Source organism: Alteromonas sp. KUL106 (assembly GCF_009811415.1).
In the GTDB taxonomy this organism is placed as follows: domain Bacteria; phylum Pseudomonadota; class Gammaproteobacteria; order Enterobacterales; family Alteromonadaceae; genus Alteromonas.
Window position 1 is genome coordinate 84,443 of sequence record NZ_BLIG01000009.1, and the last position, 18,186, is coordinate 102,628.

Below are 18,186 nucleotides of genomic sequence, written 5' to 3' on the forward strand. Positions count from 1 at the left end.
AAAAATAAAGGAAAGTACGCAACATCATGAGAGCTTCTAGAAAAGGAGACGCGTTAGCACAACTGCTTTATAACGAGGGAATACGTTCACAAGCAGTGTTAAACGCCATTGCTGGTACGCCGCGGGAGAGCTTTCTCCCCGATGCGCTAAAACACAAGGCCTATCAAAATACTGCTTTACCGATAGGCCAAGGCCAAACTATCTCGCAGCCTTACATCGTTGCGAAGATGACAGAGTTATTGCTTGATAGCCCAAATAAACCAGAGAAGGTATTGGAAATAGGTACAGGCTCCGGATATCAGACGGCCATCCTCGCACAGCTTTTTGCTAAAGTATTCAGTGTTGAGCGTATAAAGTCTTTGCAGTTTCAGGCGAAGCGTCGAATGAATCAACTCGACCTTCACAATATTGCAATGAAACACGGCGATGGTTGGAAAGGCTGGGAATCGAAAGGGCCTTATGACGCTATTATTGTGACAGCAGCTGCAGCAACCCTTCCTCAAGATTTATGCGATCAGTTGAAAGAAGGTGGACGGCTCATTATACCCGTAGGTAACGAGCAACAATCGTTACTGTGTATCGACAGGATTGAGGGGGAACTGAAAACATCGACCATAGAATCGGTTCGATTTGTTCCTCTTGTAGCAGGAGAGCTAATGTGAAGCTTTTTGAGCCATGTTATGACATGGCATTACGCTGGGCGAGACATCGTCACGCAACCAAGTATTTAGGTGGGTTGAGCTTTTCAGAGTCAGTTTTCTTTCCTATTCCACCTGATGTTATGCTTGCACCTATGGCGTTATCCCAGCCTAAAAAGGCTTGGCAATTTGCCTTTATAACGACCATCGCATCTATATTAGGCGGTATCGCAGGCTACTGGCTAGGCTATTTTGCCTTTGACGCATGGCTATCCCCCCTTATAGAGAGCTGGGGATATACCCATAAAATCGATACTGCCATGAATTGGTTTAAAGACTACGGCGTGTGGGTTGTCTTTCTTGCAGGCTTTTCCCCCATTCCGTATAAAATCTTTACCGTGAGTGCTGGTTTTTTGCAAATGGCGTTTCTTCCCTTTGTATTTGCATCGGCCATAGGCCGAGGGGCGCGTTTTTTCCTAGTCGCCGCGCTAATGCGTTGGGGAGGCGCGGCCATGGAGCAAAAACTAAGACAGTATGTTGAAGTGCTCGGTTGGATTGTCGTTGCGCTTGCGATCGCAGCTTATTTGATATTGCGATGATATGCATAGGCACCTGCTATATCTAGGGTTGGGATTATTGAGCGGGGCATTGCTAGCAGGATGTGCGGGCCGCACAGCACCTGCCCCCGTTGTTCTCTTAAACAGTCAAGTTATTGATGGCAATGAGGAGTACACTCAACCAACCTATAAAGTGCAACGTGGAGACACCCTATTTGCTGTGGCTTGGTACACAGGGAACGATTATCAAGATATTGCAAAATATAACGACTTATCAGCTCCTTACACTATTTACCCAGGGCAAGTTCTAAGGCTTCTACCCACTCGTAATACTCTCTCCCCCCCTAAAACAAAGGAACACAAGACCAATCAGTCAACACCTCCGACCACAACACGTGTAGACAAAAGTTTGGTTGACCGCCCTGCATCACAGGCGTATCGTAAAAGTGAAAAAAATGTTAAACCACAAAACGTTAAGTCTGTCAACAATCCGTCACTAAGCGTCAAAAAACAAGCGCCGACGAACTTTCCAGACAGGGTAGCGAAGTGGGTATGGCCCGCAAAAGGTAAGGTTGTCGATACCTTTAGTCAGTCGGAGTCAGGTAACAAAGGTATTGATATCGCTGGTGCTAGAGGCAGTAAAGTCTTAGCAGCAGCAGATGGAAAAGTTGTTTACTCAGGCAATGCACTTCGCGGTTACGGTAACCTAGTTATTATAAAGCATACCGAAACCTTTCTAAGTGCCTACGCTTACAATGACACTATTTTAGTGAAAGAACGAGAATGGGTGTCAGCGGGGCAGCAGATTGCAACGATGGGAAACAGCGGAACAGACTCGGTAAGGCTTCACTTTGAAGTTAGGTATAGAGGGAAATCATTAGACCCGATGAAATACCTGCCAACATTAAAATAATAAAAATAAATAATAATAATAAAAGACAAAGGAGAAACGTCATAAGGTAAACCTTGTAGCAGGAGATTCACCATGGGTAAGTCAAACAAAGCCTTAGAATCAAAACCGCAAGATGACTTAGATGTCATCGATATGCCAGCCGATATGAAGGCTGACGAAACCTTAACCAACGACGCTGACCTAGAAAATGACGAAGCCATTTTTAGTCAGGATGACCAACCTAAAAACCTAGATGCCACACAGCTTTATCTAGGAGAGATTGGTTTTTCACCACTGCTCACCGCAGAAGAAGAAGTTTATTTTGCGCGCCGCTCCCTGAAAGGCTGTGAAGCCTCTCGCAAACGAATGATAGTAAGCAACCTTCGCCTTGTCGTTAAGATTGCTCGCCGTTATAACAACCGTGGTTTAGCACTTCTCGATTTAATTGAAGAAGGGAACTTGGGTTTAATTCGTGCAGTTGAAAAGTTCGATCCTGAACGGGGTTTTCGCTTTTCAACGTATGCAACATGGTGGATACGCCAAACCATAGAGCGTGCCATCATGAATCAAACACGAACAATCCGTTTGCCAATTCATGTCGTTAAAGAGTTAAATGTTTATTTACGTGCCTCACGTGAACTTTCTCAACAACTTGACCATGAGCCAACTGCAGAAGAAATTGCAGCAGCGCTGGATAAGCCTGTTGAAGACGTTACAAAGATGCTGCGCCTAAATGAACGCATCACTTCAGTCGATACACCAATTGGTGGAGAGAACGATAAAGCATTGCTAGACATTATTGCTGATGAAAGAGAGTTCAGCCCTGAAGAGAGCTTACAGGACTCGGACATCAAAAGTAATATTGTAACCTGGCTTGAAGAACTCAACCCAAAACAGCGTGAAGTTCTTGCGCGACGTTTTGGTCTTATGGGATATGAACCTTCAACACTTGAAGATGTTGGTGCAGAAATTGGCTTAACACGTGAGCGTGTTCGTCAAATTCAAGTTGAAGCACTTCGTCGTCTTCGCGATATGCTGGGTCATCAAGGTCTTTCATTGGAAAACTTGTTCGACCAAATGAAGTAGCTTCTGTACACGTTGTAAAGTAAGACTAAGATGCCAGTGTCGTGATGCCCTTAATTGAGTACCGCGACACTGGCATTTTTTATTTTAGGGAATGACGTAGCACGCCTTTCGCGCTATTTCATTTTTTCTCATTTTTCACAAGCGTCACAAACGTGTAAGCATGCGCGTTTTTTTCATCCGGACTATGTGATTCCCGCGACACTTCCGTCCAAGTTGCTGCTGCCTCGTAATCTGGGAACTGGGTATCTCCTTCAACGGCTAGGTCGATATGGGTAAGATATAGCGTGTCGGCTTTCTCTAAAAATGATTGATAAATAGTGCCGCCCCCTATAATCATTATCTCATCACTTTGATTGCTTAACGCTTTTGCTACTTCGAAAGCTGACTCGGGCGAATCAACAACCGTAGCGTCAGATAAGCTGTAGTCTTTATTGCTAGTAATAACAATATTTGGCCTCCCGGGAAGTGCTCTGCCAATAGACTCGTAAGTTTTGCGCCCCATGATGACAGCCTTCCCGAGAGTTACAGCTTTAAAGTGCTTTAAATCGGCCGGTAAATGCCACGGCATATCGTTATCTGCACCAATTATTCGGTTTTTCGCCATAGCGGCTATCATTGCTATTTTCATCATCTTAACCCCTTAAGTTTCTACTTCGTATAATACATTATTTGTAGCAACCATAGCGTCAAGAAACTAAACACAATGCACCTCTATTACTTAAGTCAAACCAATCCGCATAGATAATTGTCTACTCAGAAGGCGCTGGCAAGTTTCCTAGCTTCATTACCTTTGCCCTTAAAAACGAAAAAGCACAACTCACGTTGTGCTTTCACAAAAAATATTGAGAGCCTTTCAGCAATGCCTTAGAAACAGCGTATACTCAATGTTGAGTTTCCAATAACTGTTTCTCAGCGACTGGTTCTCAGCGACTGTTTCTCAGCGACGATACTCAACTTCGACATCGTAATCGTCTTCGTCCCAGTCGTCGTCATCTAAGTCGTCTTCGAACTCATCATGGGCTTCCAGAGTGTTCTTATGGTATGTATCCCACTTAAATTCTACTTCTTTTTTCTCTTCCTGCGCTTCCATTTCAGGCGGAAGAGTTTCAATAAAGTTCATCACGTCGTTACAAAGCGGATCTAGGTTTATCTTTTGGAACGCTGAGATCTGATACACAGGGCCTTTCCAATCTAGTGCATCAACAACCTGTTGGCAGCGCTCTTCCGCTTCTTCTTCAAGCAGCAAATCGACTTTATTGAATACCAGCCAACGGGGCTTTTCCGCCAATTTAGGGCTATATTTTTCTAGCTCTTCAATAATGGCTTTAGCATTTTCCGCTGGATCTGTTTCATCAACAGGAAAAATATCTACAACATGAAGAAGGATGCGACATCGCTCTAAGTGTTTCAAAAAGCGTATACCTAAGCCAGCACCATCGGCAGCACCCTCAATAAGACCAGGGATATCGGCTACCACGAAGCTTCGCTGTGAGTCTTGACGAACAACACCAAGGTTGGGCACCAAGGTGGTAAACGGATAGTCAGCCACTTTAGGCTTAGCTGCCGACACGGAGCGAATGAAGGTTGACTTACCCGCGTTTGGCATACCAAGTAGACCCACATCTGCCAGAAGCATAAGCTCTAACTTCAGGTTACGGATTTCACCTGGCGTACCGTTGGTTTTCTGACGGGGTGCACGATTCGTACTGCTTTTAAAACGCGCGTTACCTAAACCGTGAAAACCACCTTGGGCTACTTTAAGCTTTTGGCCATGACGAGTTAAGTCCCCTAGCACTTCACCGGTGTCGCTGTCGGTGGCGCGCGTACCAACTGGTACCATCACGGTGAGGTCTTTACCTTTCTTACCAATACAGTTGCCGCCTTGGCCGTTCTGGCCGCGTTCTGCGCGGTGAAAGCGCTCAAAGCGATAATCAATCAATGTATTCAGGTTTTCATCGGCTTGTAAAAAAACACTGCCGCCGTCACCACCGTCGCCACCGTCTGGGCCACCTTTAGGTACGTATTTTTCCCTTCTAAAGCCAATGGTACCGTTGCCGCCGTCGCCGGCTTCAACGCGAATTTCAGCTTCATCTACAAATTTCATTTATCACTCCGGGCTTTTAAGCCGTGGGTTATTAACTTAATAATGCGAGTACTAAGTTTACACCAAAATGCCTAAAGGCGCTTTTGTGTCTATCTAGTATTTTCAAAATCGAGAGGTGATACCTTGTCTAACTTCAAGTTCATTAGGTATTTAATGAATCGCCATTAAATAGCTGACAAGGTTCCTCAAAACAAAAAACCCCGCAAGCGCGGGGTTTTTCTAAGCCTGTTCGGCGAGAAGCTTTCGCGCTTACTCAGCTACGATGCTCACAAATTTACGGTTCTTCGGTCCTTTAACGTCGAACTGAACTTTACCGTCTTTTAGTGCAAACAACGTGTGGTCTTTGCCGATACCCATGTTGTCACCAGCGTGGAAACGAGTACCACGTTGACGAACAATGATGTTACCAGCAAGAACAGATTCGCCACCAAAGCGCTTAACACCTAGGCGTTTACTCTCTGAATCACGACCGTTTTTGGTACTACCACCAGCTTTTTTGTGTGCCATGTGTTCGTGCTCCTATTATGCGTTGATACCAGTGATTTTCACTTCTGTGAACCACTGACGGTGACCAGCTTGCTTACGATGGTGCTTACGACGACGGAACTTAACGATTTTTACTTTATCGCCACGACCGTGTGTAACAACCTCAGCAGTCACCTTACCACCAGCAACGATTGGTGTGCCGATTTTTACGTCGTCACCGTTGCTTACCATTAAAACTTTGTCAAATTCAACCGTTTCGCCTGGGGCTACTTCGATTTTTTCAAGACGAACGGTTTGGCCTTCGGCCACACGGTGTTGTTTACCGCCACTTTGGAAAACCGCGTACATAGTTAACTCCGCTCTGCGTCCACTGACGCTTCAATTCAAAAAACAGGGCGCGAATTGTACGTGAAACATCCGTAAATCACAACCCCGATTCGCAGAAAAATAGATTATTTTTCCAACATGGGTGAATTATGCCCCAATTGCTTATTTGATGCAGCTTCAAATGCCCAAAAAGCACTAAAAAATGGCAATTTTTTTCATGAAACAGTAAAAAAGTAGAAACAATGGGAAGTGAAAATGGGCTTATATTTCAGGATTATTTTCACCAAAGACTTTAAGTTTTTGGTAACGATCCACCAAAAAGGGATCGCACCCGCCCGTTACGATCGATGAATGATCAAACGCGCACAGCCTGGTTAGGTCTGTTGCGAGGCTTACCTGTGGGCAAGCTTTTGAGCTACGCTATGATACTTCCTGTGAGATCGCCTATACAGATCTTTTCAACGCTATCTCTTCTTTTGCTGCGATCCACGTTTATTCGTGCTTATTCACCCCATCTAATCGACCATTTCCATTATCAGCAGGCGCATCAATTTCATTGTTAAAAGGTGAAAAAATAACGCTTTGGAAGAAATATTTAGCAAGAGTGCCTATAATTGCAGGTAACTACACGTGGCCACATGATTTTGTTGCCATGCATAAGAAAACGGCGGAATAAAAAAGGAGTTTCAGTAGAGAATACTACCCCCGTTGAATTCGAATCAGGTTAAACCGTATTTGAAGAATTACACATAAATGCGTTAAGCCGTCATTTTTTAAGACAATTTGGTGGATAGTACGGATGATTAAGGTACAATCGCCAGCAACAATTGCCCAAGACGTAAGAGTAAGTATTTATTGCCATGCCTATGGATATAGATCAAATCCGCGCCCTGTCTAATGACGATATGCAGGCGGTCAATCAGCTGATACAACAACAAGTCGACTCTGATGTTGCCCTTATCAATCAGCTTGGTTTTTACATTGTAAACAGTGGCGGCAAACGCTTGCGCCCACTTCTTACCGTGTTAAGTGCGCGGGCAATGGGCATTGAAAACAACGACCACCATACCCTCGCGGCGATAGTTGAATTTATTCATACCGCGACTCTTTTGCACGACGACGTGGTTGATGAGTCGACTATGCGAAGAGGACGTGAAACGGCCAATGCCATTTTTGGGAACCAAGCATCCGTTCTTGTTGGTGATTTTCTTTATACCCGCTCTTTCCAGATGATGGTAAGCCTTAAACGCATGCGCGTAATGGAAATACTGTCGGAAGCGACAAATCAGATTGCCGAAGGCGAAGTATTGCAGTTGATGAACTGTAACGACGCGAGCACAACAGAAGCACGTTACTTCGATGTTATCTACGGTAAAACGGCCCGCTTGTTTGAAGCTGCAACGCAGTTGGCGGCCGTGCTCACCGACCAGAATGAGCATATTGAACAGGCTATGCAAGAATACGGTAAGCACCTAGGTACGGCCTTTCAACTTGCTGACGATATTCTTGATTATATGGCGGATAGCGAAGAAATGGGCAAAAATGCAGGCGACGATTTAGCCGAAGGCAAGCCTACGCTCCCACTACTCTACGCTATGTGGCACGCTAAAAATGACGACGATAAAGCGCTTATTCAGGAAGCCATTGAACAAAGTAACGGCCTTCCGCATTTAACGCGTATTCAGGGGATTATGGAAGAGACTGGCGCGTTAGATTACACGCGAGAATGTGCGCAAAAAGAAGTGCAAATGGCCATTGAAAGTTTAAGTATTATCGATGACTCAGAGTACAAAGAGGCGCTCATTGCCCTGGCGTACATTTCCATTGAACGTACAAGTTAGTGATTGACAAGTTTAATAAGAAGGCGTGTTGCGTAACCAACACGCCTTTTTTATTAGTCAAAGCCCTGATACTTGAAATCGGTGTGTTTTACTCATAGCGGGAACAAAGCAAAAGTAGTCAGCTTCCTCTTTTTACCGCCCTTTCCTTTCTGCCTTTACGAGCGGTTTTAGTAAAATAGCTTTTGCGTTAATTAGCCTATTGAGCAGAGTGAATATTGGCGCAGTGTTAATCCCCTACCCTTCGAGCATAAAGCCGACCATGCCGACTAAGAAACCAAGAATACCACCAAGGGGTGGAAGCCAGTGGTTCTCCATTCGGATTTGCGGCGCAATATCCTGAAACACCGAATACAGAATACCACCAGCGGCAAACAGCATAATACCGCTCATGATGACAGGAAACTGTGCCAGATAGTAAAACCCTAGCAAGCTAAACAGGGGGCCCAGTAGTGCCATTAGCACAAAAATCATTATGAGCTTGGTACTACGACGTTTGTTTTTAGGCAGCATTTCTCGATACGCATTAAACCCTTCAGGTAAATTTTGCACCGCAATTAGCAAGCCTAACAACATGGTGCCTCCACCTAATGCAGCTGTAGTACCTAGGGCAATAGACTCAGGCACAAAATCGCTCAGCATGGCGGCTAACTGGCTGCCCGCAGTTTTCTTTTTCGCTAAGTAAATATCAAGCGCCATAAAAGCCAGGGCACCACCTACAAAGCATAATATGGCAGTATAAACCGATACGTCTTTTATGCCTTCAGGCACGAGCACAAGGCCCACCGCGGATATGAGTGCCCCTGCCCCCAGGGCAAGAATGCCGTGGCGCAACTCTTTTTCTAACCACTTAGGTTGAATACCTTGGTAGGTTGCAAAGATAGCGCCCGCAGGCATGGCAAGGCCCGCCACGGTTGCCATTATCACTAACCCTATTATGTCGCCTTGAGGCATACAGACTCCTTTCTACTGTTTGTACTTTATCTTGTTGGTTACTTCACACAACATCAATGGTTCACACAAAGAACAAAATTTACGATAACCATCAACCAACTTTTGGGAAAGAACCCGTTCAGCACGGGCTGCACCTTTCAGCTTTTCATTTGACGATGTTGTCACCGATACCCGCTTCCGGTTATCGGTTATCGGTTATCAAGTGTATCGAGCTTAACGAAAAAGAGCAGCTTTAAGCTGCTCTTTTACATCGCGATAAAGTTGTATTTTCGCTTAACTACATCCAAGGATCGCCCGATTAATTTAAATCTAAATCTCGGGTCATATTCTCATTTTTGTCGCGATGAACAATGACATTGTCTTCAATGCGAATTCCACCAAACGGCCTGTATGCGTCAACGGTATTCCAATTAATGTACTTAGACGAAGGCGTCGCCTTGAGGTCTCGTAACAGGCTGTCGATAAAATAAAGGCCAGGTTCAATCGTAAACACCTGACGGGCTTCTACCATCCGCGTACAGCGCAAGAATGGATGATCGTCAGGAGCAGGCTTAGGCGTGCCTCGGTCATCATTGACCAGCCCACCGACATCGTGCACCTGTAACCCCAAGAAATGACCAATGCCGTGCGGGAAGAAAGTACGAGTAATCCCCGTTTCAACAATCTCTGGTGGCGTTAGATTTACCATACCGGTGTCATGAAGAATTTGCGCTATGCCATCATGCGCCAACAAATGAATGTCTGTATAGGCCACACCTGGCTTTAACGAATCGACTAACGTCAGTGTAACTTTATCTACTGCTTGAATGAGGTCGCGGAACATTTCTGAATTTTGAACAGAGTGTTGAGCGTAAGTACGCGTAATATCCGCCGCATAGCCATGATAATTCGCACCCGCATCAATCAAAAACGAGCGCGACTCTTTAGGTGCTACGGTATCACAGTGCATGTAATGCAAAATTGACGCATGCTCGTTAAGTGCCACAATGCTGGTGTAAGGCACGTCATTATCGCCTTGTCGACATGCAGAGGCATACGCTTGGTTAATATCAAATTCACTTTTGCCTTCACGAAATGCTTGCTCAGCTGCCTTGTGGCCAGCGACCGCTAGTTTATTGGCTTGTCGCATGCAATCTAGTTCATAGTCGGTTTTGTAAGCACGTTGGTAGTGCAAATAGTGCAACACGCGATCTGGGTTTACGTTATCAAAGCCCAGCGCTTTCGCCACTTCGATATATTCACCTACATAGGCAAAGCGGCTTTTGTCATAAGGTAGAAACTTCTCAACCGCATCGGCCTGCTGAAGTAGCTTTATTTCGAAGCTGTCAGTCCAGAAGTCATTGGGTTCTGGCGGCACTTTATGCCAGAAATCTTCTGGGCGGTAGAAAATAAGCGTAGGTTTGTCGACACCGTTAACCACTAGCCAACAGTTAGGGTTATCAATAACGGGCACCCATGCCTTGAATTGCGGGTTCACCTTAAATGGATAGTGATTATCGTCTAAAAAAAGGCGTTTTCCCTGCCCTGAATGAATAACTAATCCGTCTAGTCCTTCTCGCTGTAATGCCTCGCGAGTGCGAGCTTGAAGCTCTTCAATATGCTGTTGGTAGGTTGCTTGATGTTGTGACATAGCCCCTCTTTTCTTTTTAGTCGTTAGGTCCGCGAGTGTAACACGAGGCCAGCATGACATGCATGCTGCCTCAGACCGATACGCTCTCATTTACGCTAAGGCGCGTCTACACACGCCAACGGAATTCACTAACGTGGCGCTAACTGCAGTGTACCTGTTACCGGATGTGTACTTACCGCGTCTGCCGATGGGATCATATCGCGGGTAAGTTGAGGGAAGATATTCTCGTTTCCACCTAACTGCTGGTCGTAAATATGCTGATATGCCATTACTGCCTTTACATAAGCGCGGGTTTCTTTGTAGGGAATATTCTCAATCCAAATATCCACGGGCAATGATTCGTTCGCCGGTAGCCACTCTAACACTTTGCGCCAGCCTGCATTATATGAAGCAGAAACCAGTACAGGATTATTATTAAGTTTGTCCATCAAATAACGAAGATATTGCACGCCGTACTCTACGTTTTCGTCGACCTGAAAAAGCGTACTGCGACTGACTTTTTCCTTCGCAACGTATCGCGCTGTTCCCGGCATTAGCTGCATCAGTCCTGCTGCGCCTACGGAAGAAACAGCATCACTTCTAAACGAGCTTTCACGGCGTGCTATAGCCATCGCCAGCGACTTCGAAATGCTGTAGGCCTGCGATTTTTCACTGAATACATCGTTAAAAGCCAGCGGGAATCGACGCTCTACATCATCCCAATAGCCGCTTCGCGCAAAACTGGTAATAGCCTGATCATACAAGCCCCATTCATAAGCCAAAACCCCCGCATCCGTGACTTTAGACTCTGGTAGATGAGACAGTAGATAAAACCACTCTCGGCGGGCTTCTGTGGTTCTGTCTAACCTGAAAAACTCAACGGCGCGCATAGTAGCGGGCGTTTTAGCCACGCTGGCGATAGCCGCCGTATCTCTTGGCGCTGGCGTATGAGCAAGGGACGGAATTTCACCGATATGCGCACTTGCCATAAAACCATAGTAATGACGTTCTTGAGCGAGCTCTTTATAAAGTACAGTAGCCTGCATGGTTTGCCCTAGAGCCTCCAGAGCACGGGCTTTCCAATAGCGGTAATTTTCCTCTTGCTGCAGACTCGCTGGCGCACTATCAATGACATTAACCACTTCTTGCCATTTTTTCGTACGCAGCAGATGAGAGATATGCCAAAGCTTTACATCTTCATTGGCCCCTTCTACATCAGCAAGTTCAAGCCAATGATGCGCTTGTGGCAGGCGATCTAGCGTATAGCTAAGCGCTATTGCTCGTCGCATTTCATGCTGCTGCGCGTTAGAAAATAATTTCTTCTCGTTATAGCGGTTGAACACTGTGCCCGCTAGGTCGGGGTTTCGCCACGCAAGTTTTTCTACCGCCCATACAATGACTTCAGCCTCATGCGATACATTTTTAAACGGGAAGAGCGCTGTTTTATTCACTCGTGCGGCGTCTCGGGTTACTGAAAGCCACGCATCTGCAAGGTATTGCTTATCGTTGGGGAGTTGTCGTTTTAGATAAGAAATAATGCTTCGATTATCTTCTTTCGCAGCAATTTCAATGCGTTTTATCACCATTTCTGGTGTCATCATGCCCGCCTTTTTCCATTTGGCAAAAAGTGGGTCGCATTCATCGGGTTGGGACTGCCCGTGAAGCCATAGGGCGTCGACTTCACGCAATACGTCTTTCTCGCTTTCACCCTCTTTTAAACGGTAATTCAGGGCAATACAGGTCAGCCTTGCGCCCATACCGGGCCGATAATTATCTAAAAACGTGCTGCGGTAATGATTTTTAGCCAGATAGTTAAGCCATTTGTAACGGACACCATAGCTTACTGGCTGGCCGTCAAAGTCTTCTAAAAACTGCCTTACTTCGCGCTTTGTTCTTATTGACATCGTGCGTTCTAGCTTAAGCCTAAGTAAGTAAGGATAAAGCGGGTAATGCGCTAGTTCATAAATGTCATTATCGAGATGCTGAACGCTGCGTTTTGAATACGTTAAGAGCTTATTTTCAACTTCAAGGTAACGAGCGCGATCTTGTTCGAAAATATCATTGGGTAACGTTAGCGGCTGACCCGCCCATGCGCTTAAAGAAATAAATGAAGAGAACGAAAAAAACAATGCCCCCACAGCAGTGGCAAACAACTTCTTGTTTTTCGCCAGCGAGCGCAGAGTTAACAACGAACTAAAATAAAAACCAGACACAATAGAACTCCTACCCTGTTCTACACTCGAACGCTTATAAGCGCTGGCAACTTTGCCGAATCGAGCGGATTGTAAAATGTTGCTGAAAAAGCAGCATTGCGACTGACCCACTACGTTTTTTTGATAAACGAAGAGAAAACGTTCAGTCTGGCTCCTTGCCAAAGAAGATGTTGTGCCAGCTGTCGTTAGCTATGCTTTACACACATAGTTGACGTGATTGTAGATTATTCTTTTGCTGGATTGGCGCTTTGTGCCAATAACGCTCATTATACAACCACCAATGCCGAAATGAAGCTTGAATTCGATATTTACACTTGAATTTAAGTCATCGGACCACTACCTTAGACAAATTGAAACGCTTGTTTGATTTTTTGTTGAAATTTTGTGTGGCTTTGTAAAGAATCTAGCCACCCTAACGCGTTAGTGAATGCATACGACCCTACAAATTAGTTGGATTAGTTCACTAACATCCTGGCCAATGCCGAAGGAGATGATAATGATATACACAGGCAAAAGTCTTTCCGTCAGCCTGTTAGATGACGGCTTTGCTGAGCTGGTATTCGACGCCGAAGGTTCAGTAAACAAGTTCGACCGCCAAACCGTGAGCGAACTTGACGAAGCAACCCAAGCCCTACTTGCCAAAGGCGACGTAAAAGGCTTAGTAGTTCGTAGCGCGAAACCTGCTTTTATTGTAGGCGCTGATATCACAGAGTTCACTGGCCTATTCGCCATGGACGACGCAGAAGTACTAAACTGGGTTGCCAATACGTCACAAGTATTCGACCGCTTTGAAGACCTACCTTTCCCGACTATTGCTGCAGTAAACGGCTTTGCGCTAGGCGGCGGCTGTGAAATGGCATTGGCGTGTGACATGCGTATTGCAGACACCACGGCTTCAATTGGTTTGCCAGAAGTTAAACTAGGTCTTATGCCTGGTTTTGGTGGTACGGTTCGTCTGCCACGTCTAATTGGTGCAGATAATGCCCTTGAGTGGATGACCACTGGCCGCGACAGAAAAGGCGCAAAAGCCCTTGCTGAAGGCGCAGTAGATGCTGTTGTAGCACCAGAAGCGCTAGTTGAAGGTGCACTTTCAATGGTGAAAGACGCAGCAGAAGGCAAGTTTGATTGGCAAGCACGTCGTGCGGTTAAAAAAGCCCCACTACAGCTAAACAAAAACGAAGCCATGATGAGCTTCTCAACTGCCCAAGCGATGGTATTTGCACAAGCTGGCAAACATTATCCAGCACCACACAAAATGGTTGAGACTGTTCAAAAAGCAGCGGGCCTTGACCGTGACGGCGCACTTAAGCTTGAAAACGAAGGCTTTGTAGCGCTTGCGAAAACCGACGCTGCGAAAGCACAAATTGGTATTTTCCTTGCCGACCAGCTAGTTAAGAGCAAAGGTAAAAAGCAAGCGAAAGCTGCCACTAAGCAATCTAAGCTGAACGCTGTACTAGGTGCAGGCATCATGGGTGGCGGTATTGCATACCAAAGCGCTGTGAAAGGTACACCGGTAATCATGAAAGACATTAACCAAGGTGCACTAGACCTTGGCCTTTCAGAAGCAGCAAAAATTCTTGGTAAAGGCATGCAGCGCGGTAAAGTTGATGCGACTAAAATGGCGCAAACACTTAACGCTATCACGCCTACTCTTGAGTACAGCACACTTAAAGATGCAGACCTTGTGATTGAAGCGGTGGTAGAAAACCCGAAAGTAAAAGGTATTGTGCTTAAAGAAGTAGAAGACAATGTAGCTGACGACGCTATCATCACGTCAAACACTTCTACGATTTCTATCAACCAACTAGCTGAAAGCCTAGACAAGCCTGAGCGCTTCTGTGGTATGCACTTCTTTAACCCAGTGCACCGCATGCCGCTAGTTGAAATTATTCGTGGCGAAAAAACGTCAGAAGAAACCATTAATGCAGTAGTAGCCGCTACCCTTAAAATGGGCAAAACCCCCATTGTGGTTAACGACTGCCCGGGGTTCTTGGTAAACCGCGTATTGTTCCCATACTTTGCGGGCTTCAGTAAGCTACTTATCGACGGCGCAGACTTTGTTGCCGTTGATAAAGTAATGGAAAAAATCTTCGGCTGGCCAATGGGCCCTGCGTACCTGATGGACGTTGTGGGTATCGACACGGGCGATCACGCAGCAGACGTAATGGCAGCGGGTATTCCAGAGCGTATGGCTCGCCTAGACAACGACCCTGTAACACTGTTCTACAAAGAGCAGCGTTTAGGTCAGAAGAACGGTAAAGGTTTCTACAACTACGGTGTTGATAAGCGCGGTAAGCCGTCTAAGACACCTGCAGAAGAAGCATACGCACTAATGGCGCCACACGTAGCTGAGAAGACAGACTTTGAAGCTGACGACATTATTGCACGCCTTATGATCCCTATGGCAAACGAAGCAATTCGCTGCCTAGAAGAAGGTATTGTAGATAGCGCAGCTGAAGCAGATATGGCGCTACTTTACGGCTTAGGTTTCCCTCCATTCCGCGGTGGTATTTTCCGTTGGATTGAAACCATTGGCTTGGCGAACTTTGTTGCTATGGCAGACAAGTACGCTGAACTTGGTCCAATTTATCAGATCTCAGACGGCGTTCGTGAAATGGCCGCTTCTGGTAAATCCTATTTCGCATAAGACCCGGAGGAAAAACTAATGAAAGAAGTGGTCGTAATCGATTGCGTACGTACCCCTATGGGTCGTTCAAAAAACGGTGTTTTCAGAAATGTGCGTGCAGAAGACCTATCTGCAGCACTAATGACCGCGCTACTAGAGCGTAACCCTGGCGTAAATCCAGCGGAAATTGAAGACATCATTTGGGGCTGTGTTCAGCAAACTAAAGAACAAGGCTTCAACGTTGCACGTAACGCGCAACTACTCACACAAATTCCACGCACAACTGGCGCGGTAACGGTAAACCGTTTATGTGGTTCATCAATGCAAGCCCTTCACGATGCAACAAGCGGCATCATGAGCGGCCGCGGTGACATTTACATGATTGGTGGTGTTGAGCACATGGGTCACGTACCGATGAACTACAACATCGACTTCCACCCTGGACTTGCTAAGTACACGGCGAAAGCGTCGGGTATGATGGGGATGACTGCCGAGCTACTTGGCCGTCAAAATGGCATTACTCGTGAGCAACAAGACGCATTTGGCGCACGTTCGCACCAGCTAGCGCACAAAGCACACCTTGAAGGCCGCTGGGCTAACGAGATTGTGCCTGTTGAAGGTCACGATGCAAACGGCGTATTAAAGCTAATTGACTACGATGAAGTAGTTCGCCCAGAAAGCACCGTAGAGAGCATGGCGGCCCTTCGCCCTGTGTTTGATCCAGTAAACGGTACGGTGACTGCGGGTACGTCTTCTGCGCTGTCTGACGGTGCGTCAGCGATGCTACTGATGTCAGCAGACCGTGCGAAAGAGCTAGGCCTAACACCGCGCGCGAAAATTCGCTCAATGGCAGTGGCTGGTTGTGATGCGGCAATTATGGGTTATGGCCCAGTGCCAGCAACACAGAAAGCCCTTAAGCGCGCTGGCCTTACTATGGACGATATTGAACTTGCTGAGTTTAACGAAGCGTTCGCGGCACAGGCACTATCATGCATTAAACAACTAGGTTGGATGGACCACCTAGATACTAAGATTAATCTTAACGGTGGCGCTATTGCACTTGGTCACCCGCTAGGTTGTTCTGGTTCACGTATCTCGGGTACGCTTATCAACCTAATGGAATCACAAGACGTAAGCCTAGGCTTAGCGACAATGTGTATTGGTTTAGGCCAAGGTATTGCTACTGTATTTGAACGTGTATAAGCGTTTAAATAAGCGCTTTTAAAGCTAAATTTTGAAAAGGGCCTTCGGGCCCTTTTTTGTTGGCTTTAATTACTTTTCAGATTACTTCAAAACACGAGATAAAGGACTTACCACACCCTGCGCACCCTGCTGAAGCACGTGAGTATAAATTTGTGTGGTCTTTACGTCTGAATGACCTAACTGTGTTTGCACCGTTCTAATATCAGCGCCCGATTGCAGTAAATGGGTTGCAAAAGAGTGGCGAAGCGTGTGAGGCGTAACTTTCTTTTTAATATCACAAGTTTTTGCCGTGTTTCGTATTGCTTTTTGTATACTCGATTCATCAATATGATGCCGTCGCACTTTTTTGCTTTCAGGGTCGACAGATAATCGAGAAGAGGGAAATAAATAATGCCAGCCTAACTCTCTGGGCGCGTTTTTGTATTTCAAACGTAATCGGTGAGGTAGATAAACGCCTGCGTATTTTGGATTTTCTAAATCAGCCGCCAAGAAGTTTTCTACCATAGCGATTTGTCGTGTAAGACCCGGTTTTAATTCTGCAGCCAACGTTACAATGCGATGCTTACCGCCTTTCCCATCCCAAATGCGAATAGCGTTGTAGTCAAAATCGATGTCTTTAACTCGTAGCCTTACCGCTTCCATTAGCCGCAAACCACTTCCGTACAATAAAGATATTGGTAACTTTAGGTTGGCAGGAATTTGCTCAAAAAGAGAAACGACCTCTTCCTGCGTTAATACAACTGGAAGCTTAGCTTGCCTTCGGCTGGCAACAAAATTGAGTTCGCATGACAGTGGCCTTTCCAATATATCGCGATACAAGAACGCCAGTGCATTTAGTGCGCTAGCCTGAGTGGCCGGAGCCACGTTTTTAGCGTTAACTAAGTGAGATAGAAACACCTCAACTTCTTTGTCTCCCATTTCAGATGGATGCCTATTATTGTTGAAGCGGATAAAGCTAATGATCCATTTGCTATAGAGTTCTATCGAACGCTTCGCATAGCGACGGTTGTGCATATGCTCTATCACCATTTGCATGAACATTGATTTCATTTTTTTGATTTTAGTTACTGTAAATAAATACAGAATTGCGGTTTTTGACTCGCCCGTAAAATAAAAAGGAAAGATTCCGTACTTAAGTACAGTATTTTCACATACTAAGTGTAGGTTATTGATGAAATTGTATTTACGTGCGAAAGTGATAAAACTATAAATGTGATATATGGAAATTATCCACCTTGCATAAAGGATTTTTTCCTTACACTAAATTGTTAGCCACTAAAAAGGATTTTCCATGGATACCGGTTTTCTAATTCTTTTAATATCCTGCTTTAGCGGCTTTATATATTTAATCATTGGCTGTTTACTTACCTTTAAGCAAAAAGCGGATGTACTTAACGGCATCGACTTTTCTAAAATTGCCGACTTACCTGCTTTCTGCAAATACGTAGGCAATAGCTTTTTATTATCTGGTGCTGTACAGATCTTAGTTGGGGTGTTGGCTTATTTAGCTTATTTAAACCTTATGCTGTACATAGCTATTTTTGTTCTCTTCTCGATATTGCCAATTGTTAATGTCGTTAAAGCTATGCTTAAGTTTCAAAAAAGTGCTTCGTAAGCAAAGCGTGGCTAACAAGCCAATCAACACGCTCACTA

The 18,186-nt window shown here is 45.4% G+C and carries 16 protein-coding genes; 8 read left to right on the plus strand and 8 right to left on the minus strand.

Features of this window, described 5'->3' with window-relative positions:
* Nucleotides 1-26 precede the first annotated feature (26 nt).
* The 4 genes from GVO63_RS04340 (at nt 27) to rpoS (ending at nt 3,173) form a co-directional block, all read left to right on the plus strand.
* Nucleotides 27-662 (plus strand): protein-L-isoaspartate(D-aspartate) O-methyltransferase, encoded by a 636-nt coding sequence (locus GVO63_RS04340; protein WP_159490159.1) that lies wholly within the window; start codon nt 27-29, stop codon nt 660-662.
* Entirely contained in the window at nt 659-1,237 is a 579-nt protein-coding gene (locus GVO63_RS04345) for a YqaA family protein (RefSeq protein WP_159578243.1), read from the plus strand. Before GVO63_RS04340 ends, GVO63_RS04345 begins: the two co-directional genes overlap by 4 nt.
* Before the next feature lies 1 nt (nt 1,238).
* Nucleotides 1,239-2,108 (plus strand): peptidoglycan DD-metalloendopeptidase family protein, encoded by an 870-nt coding sequence (locus GVO63_RS04350; RefSeq protein ID WP_159578244.1) that lies wholly within the window; start codon nt 1,239-1,241, stop codon nt 2,106-2,108.
* 72 nt (nt 2,109-2,180) lie between these two features.
* A complete protein-coding gene (gene rpoS, locus GVO63_RS04355; protein WP_159490153.1) occupies nt 2,181-3,173 on the plus strand; it encodes an RNA polymerase sigma factor RpoS in 993 nt (330 codons plus the stop codon).
* A 118-nt stretch (nt 3,174-3,291) separates the two neighbouring features.
* Here the strand turns inward: rpoS and folA are convergent, their stop codons facing one another.
* The 4 genes from folA to rplU form a co-directional block, all read right to left on the minus strand.
* Nucleotides 3,292-3,789 (minus strand): type 3 dihydrofolate reductase, encoded by a 498-nt coding sequence (gene folA / locus GVO63_RS04360; RefSeq protein ID WP_159578253.1) that lies wholly within the window; start codon nt 3,787-3,789, stop codon nt 3,292-3,294.
* Between the two features lie 321 nt (nt 3,790-4,110).
* Nucleotides 4,111-5,277 carry an Obg family GTPase CgtA gene (gene cgtA / locus GVO63_RS04365; RefSeq protein ID WP_159490151.1) on the minus strand — a complete coding sequence of 389 codons (1,167 nt, stop codon included), beginning with the start codon at nt 5,275-5,277 and terminating at the stop codon, nt 4,111-4,113.
* Between the two features lie 249 nt (nt 5,278-5,526).
* Nucleotides 5,527-5,784 (minus strand): 50S ribosomal protein L27, encoded by a 258-nt coding sequence (gene rpmA, locus GVO63_RS04370; RefSeq protein ID WP_012517170.1) that lies wholly within the window; start codon nt 5,782-5,784, stop codon nt 5,527-5,529.
* A 15-nt stretch (nt 5,785-5,799) separates the two neighbouring features.
* The gene (gene rplU / locus GVO63_RS04375; RefSeq protein WP_131095114.1) at nt 5,800-6,111 is read right to left on the minus strand and encodes a 50S ribosomal protein L21; all 312 of its coding nucleotides are present in this window, start codon (nt 6,109-6,111) and stop codon (nt 5,800-5,802) included.
* An 845-nt stretch (nt 6,112-6,956) separates the two neighbouring features.
* Between rplU and ispB the strand changes: the two genes are divergently transcribed.
* Nucleotides 6,957-7,931 (plus strand): octaprenyl diphosphate synthase, encoded by a 975-nt coding sequence (gene ispB, locus GVO63_RS04380; RefSeq protein ID WP_159490148.1) that lies wholly within the window; start codon nt 6,957-6,959, stop codon nt 7,929-7,931.
* A gap of 234 nt (nt 7,932-8,165) precedes the next feature.
* Here the strand turns inward: ispB and GVO63_RS04385 are convergent, their stop codons facing one another.
* The 3 genes from GVO63_RS04385 to GVO63_RS04395 form a co-directional block, all read right to left on the minus strand.
* Complete coding sequence (locus GVO63_RS04385; RefSeq protein ID WP_159578245.1) at nt 8,166-8,882, minus strand: ZIP family metal transporter; 717 nt, start codon at nt 8,880-8,882, stop codon at nt 8,166-8,168.
* 298 nt (nt 8,883-9,180) lie between these two features.
* The gene (gene pepQ, locus GVO63_RS04390) at nt 9,181-10,512 is read right to left on the minus strand and encodes a Xaa-Pro dipeptidase (RefSeq protein ID WP_159490144.1); all 1,332 of its coding nucleotides are present in this window, start codon (nt 10,510-10,512) and stop codon (nt 9,181-9,183) included.
* A gap of 128 nt (nt 10,513-10,640) precedes the next feature.
* The gene (locus GVO63_RS04395) at nt 10,641-12,704 is read right to left on the minus strand and encodes a transglycosylase SLT domain-containing protein (RefSeq protein WP_159578246.1); all 2,064 of its coding nucleotides are present in this window, start codon (nt 12,702-12,704) and stop codon (nt 10,641-10,643) included.
* A gap of 496 nt (nt 12,705-13,200) precedes the next feature.
* On the opposite strand from GVO63_RS04395, the gene fadB reads away from it, so the two are divergent.
* Together fadB and fadA are read left to right on the plus strand one after the other, a co-directional pair.
* A complete protein-coding gene (fadB, locus tag GVO63_RS04400) occupies nt 13,201-15,351 on the plus strand; it encodes a fatty acid oxidation complex subunit alpha FadB (RefSeq protein ID WP_159578247.1) in 2,151 nt (716 codons plus the stop codon).
* An 18-nt stretch (nt 15,352-15,369) separates the two neighbouring features.
* Nucleotides 15,370-16,533, plus strand: a complete 1,164-nt coding sequence (fadA, locus tag GVO63_RS04405; protein ID WP_159490138.1) for an acetyl-CoA C-acyltransferase FadA — start codon at nt 15,370-15,372, stop codon at nt 16,531-16,533.
* 81 nt (nt 16,534-16,614) lie between these two features.
* On the opposite strand, the gene GVO63_RS04410 is transcribed toward fadA, so the two are convergent.
* Nucleotides 16,615-17,583, minus strand: a complete 969-nt coding sequence (locus GVO63_RS04410; RefSeq protein WP_061094137.1) for an integron integrase — start codon at nt 17,581-17,583, stop codon at nt 16,615-16,617.
* 241 nt (nt 17,584-17,824) lie between these two features.
* Here GVO63_RS04410 and GVO63_RS04415 point away from each other — a divergent pair, with 241 nt between their 5' ends.
* Complete coding sequence (locus GVO63_RS04415; RefSeq protein ID WP_159578248.1) at nt 17,825-18,148, plus strand: hypothetical protein; 324 nt, start codon at nt 17,825-17,827, stop codon at nt 18,146-18,148.
* Nucleotides 18,149-18,186: the final 38 nt, after the last annotated feature.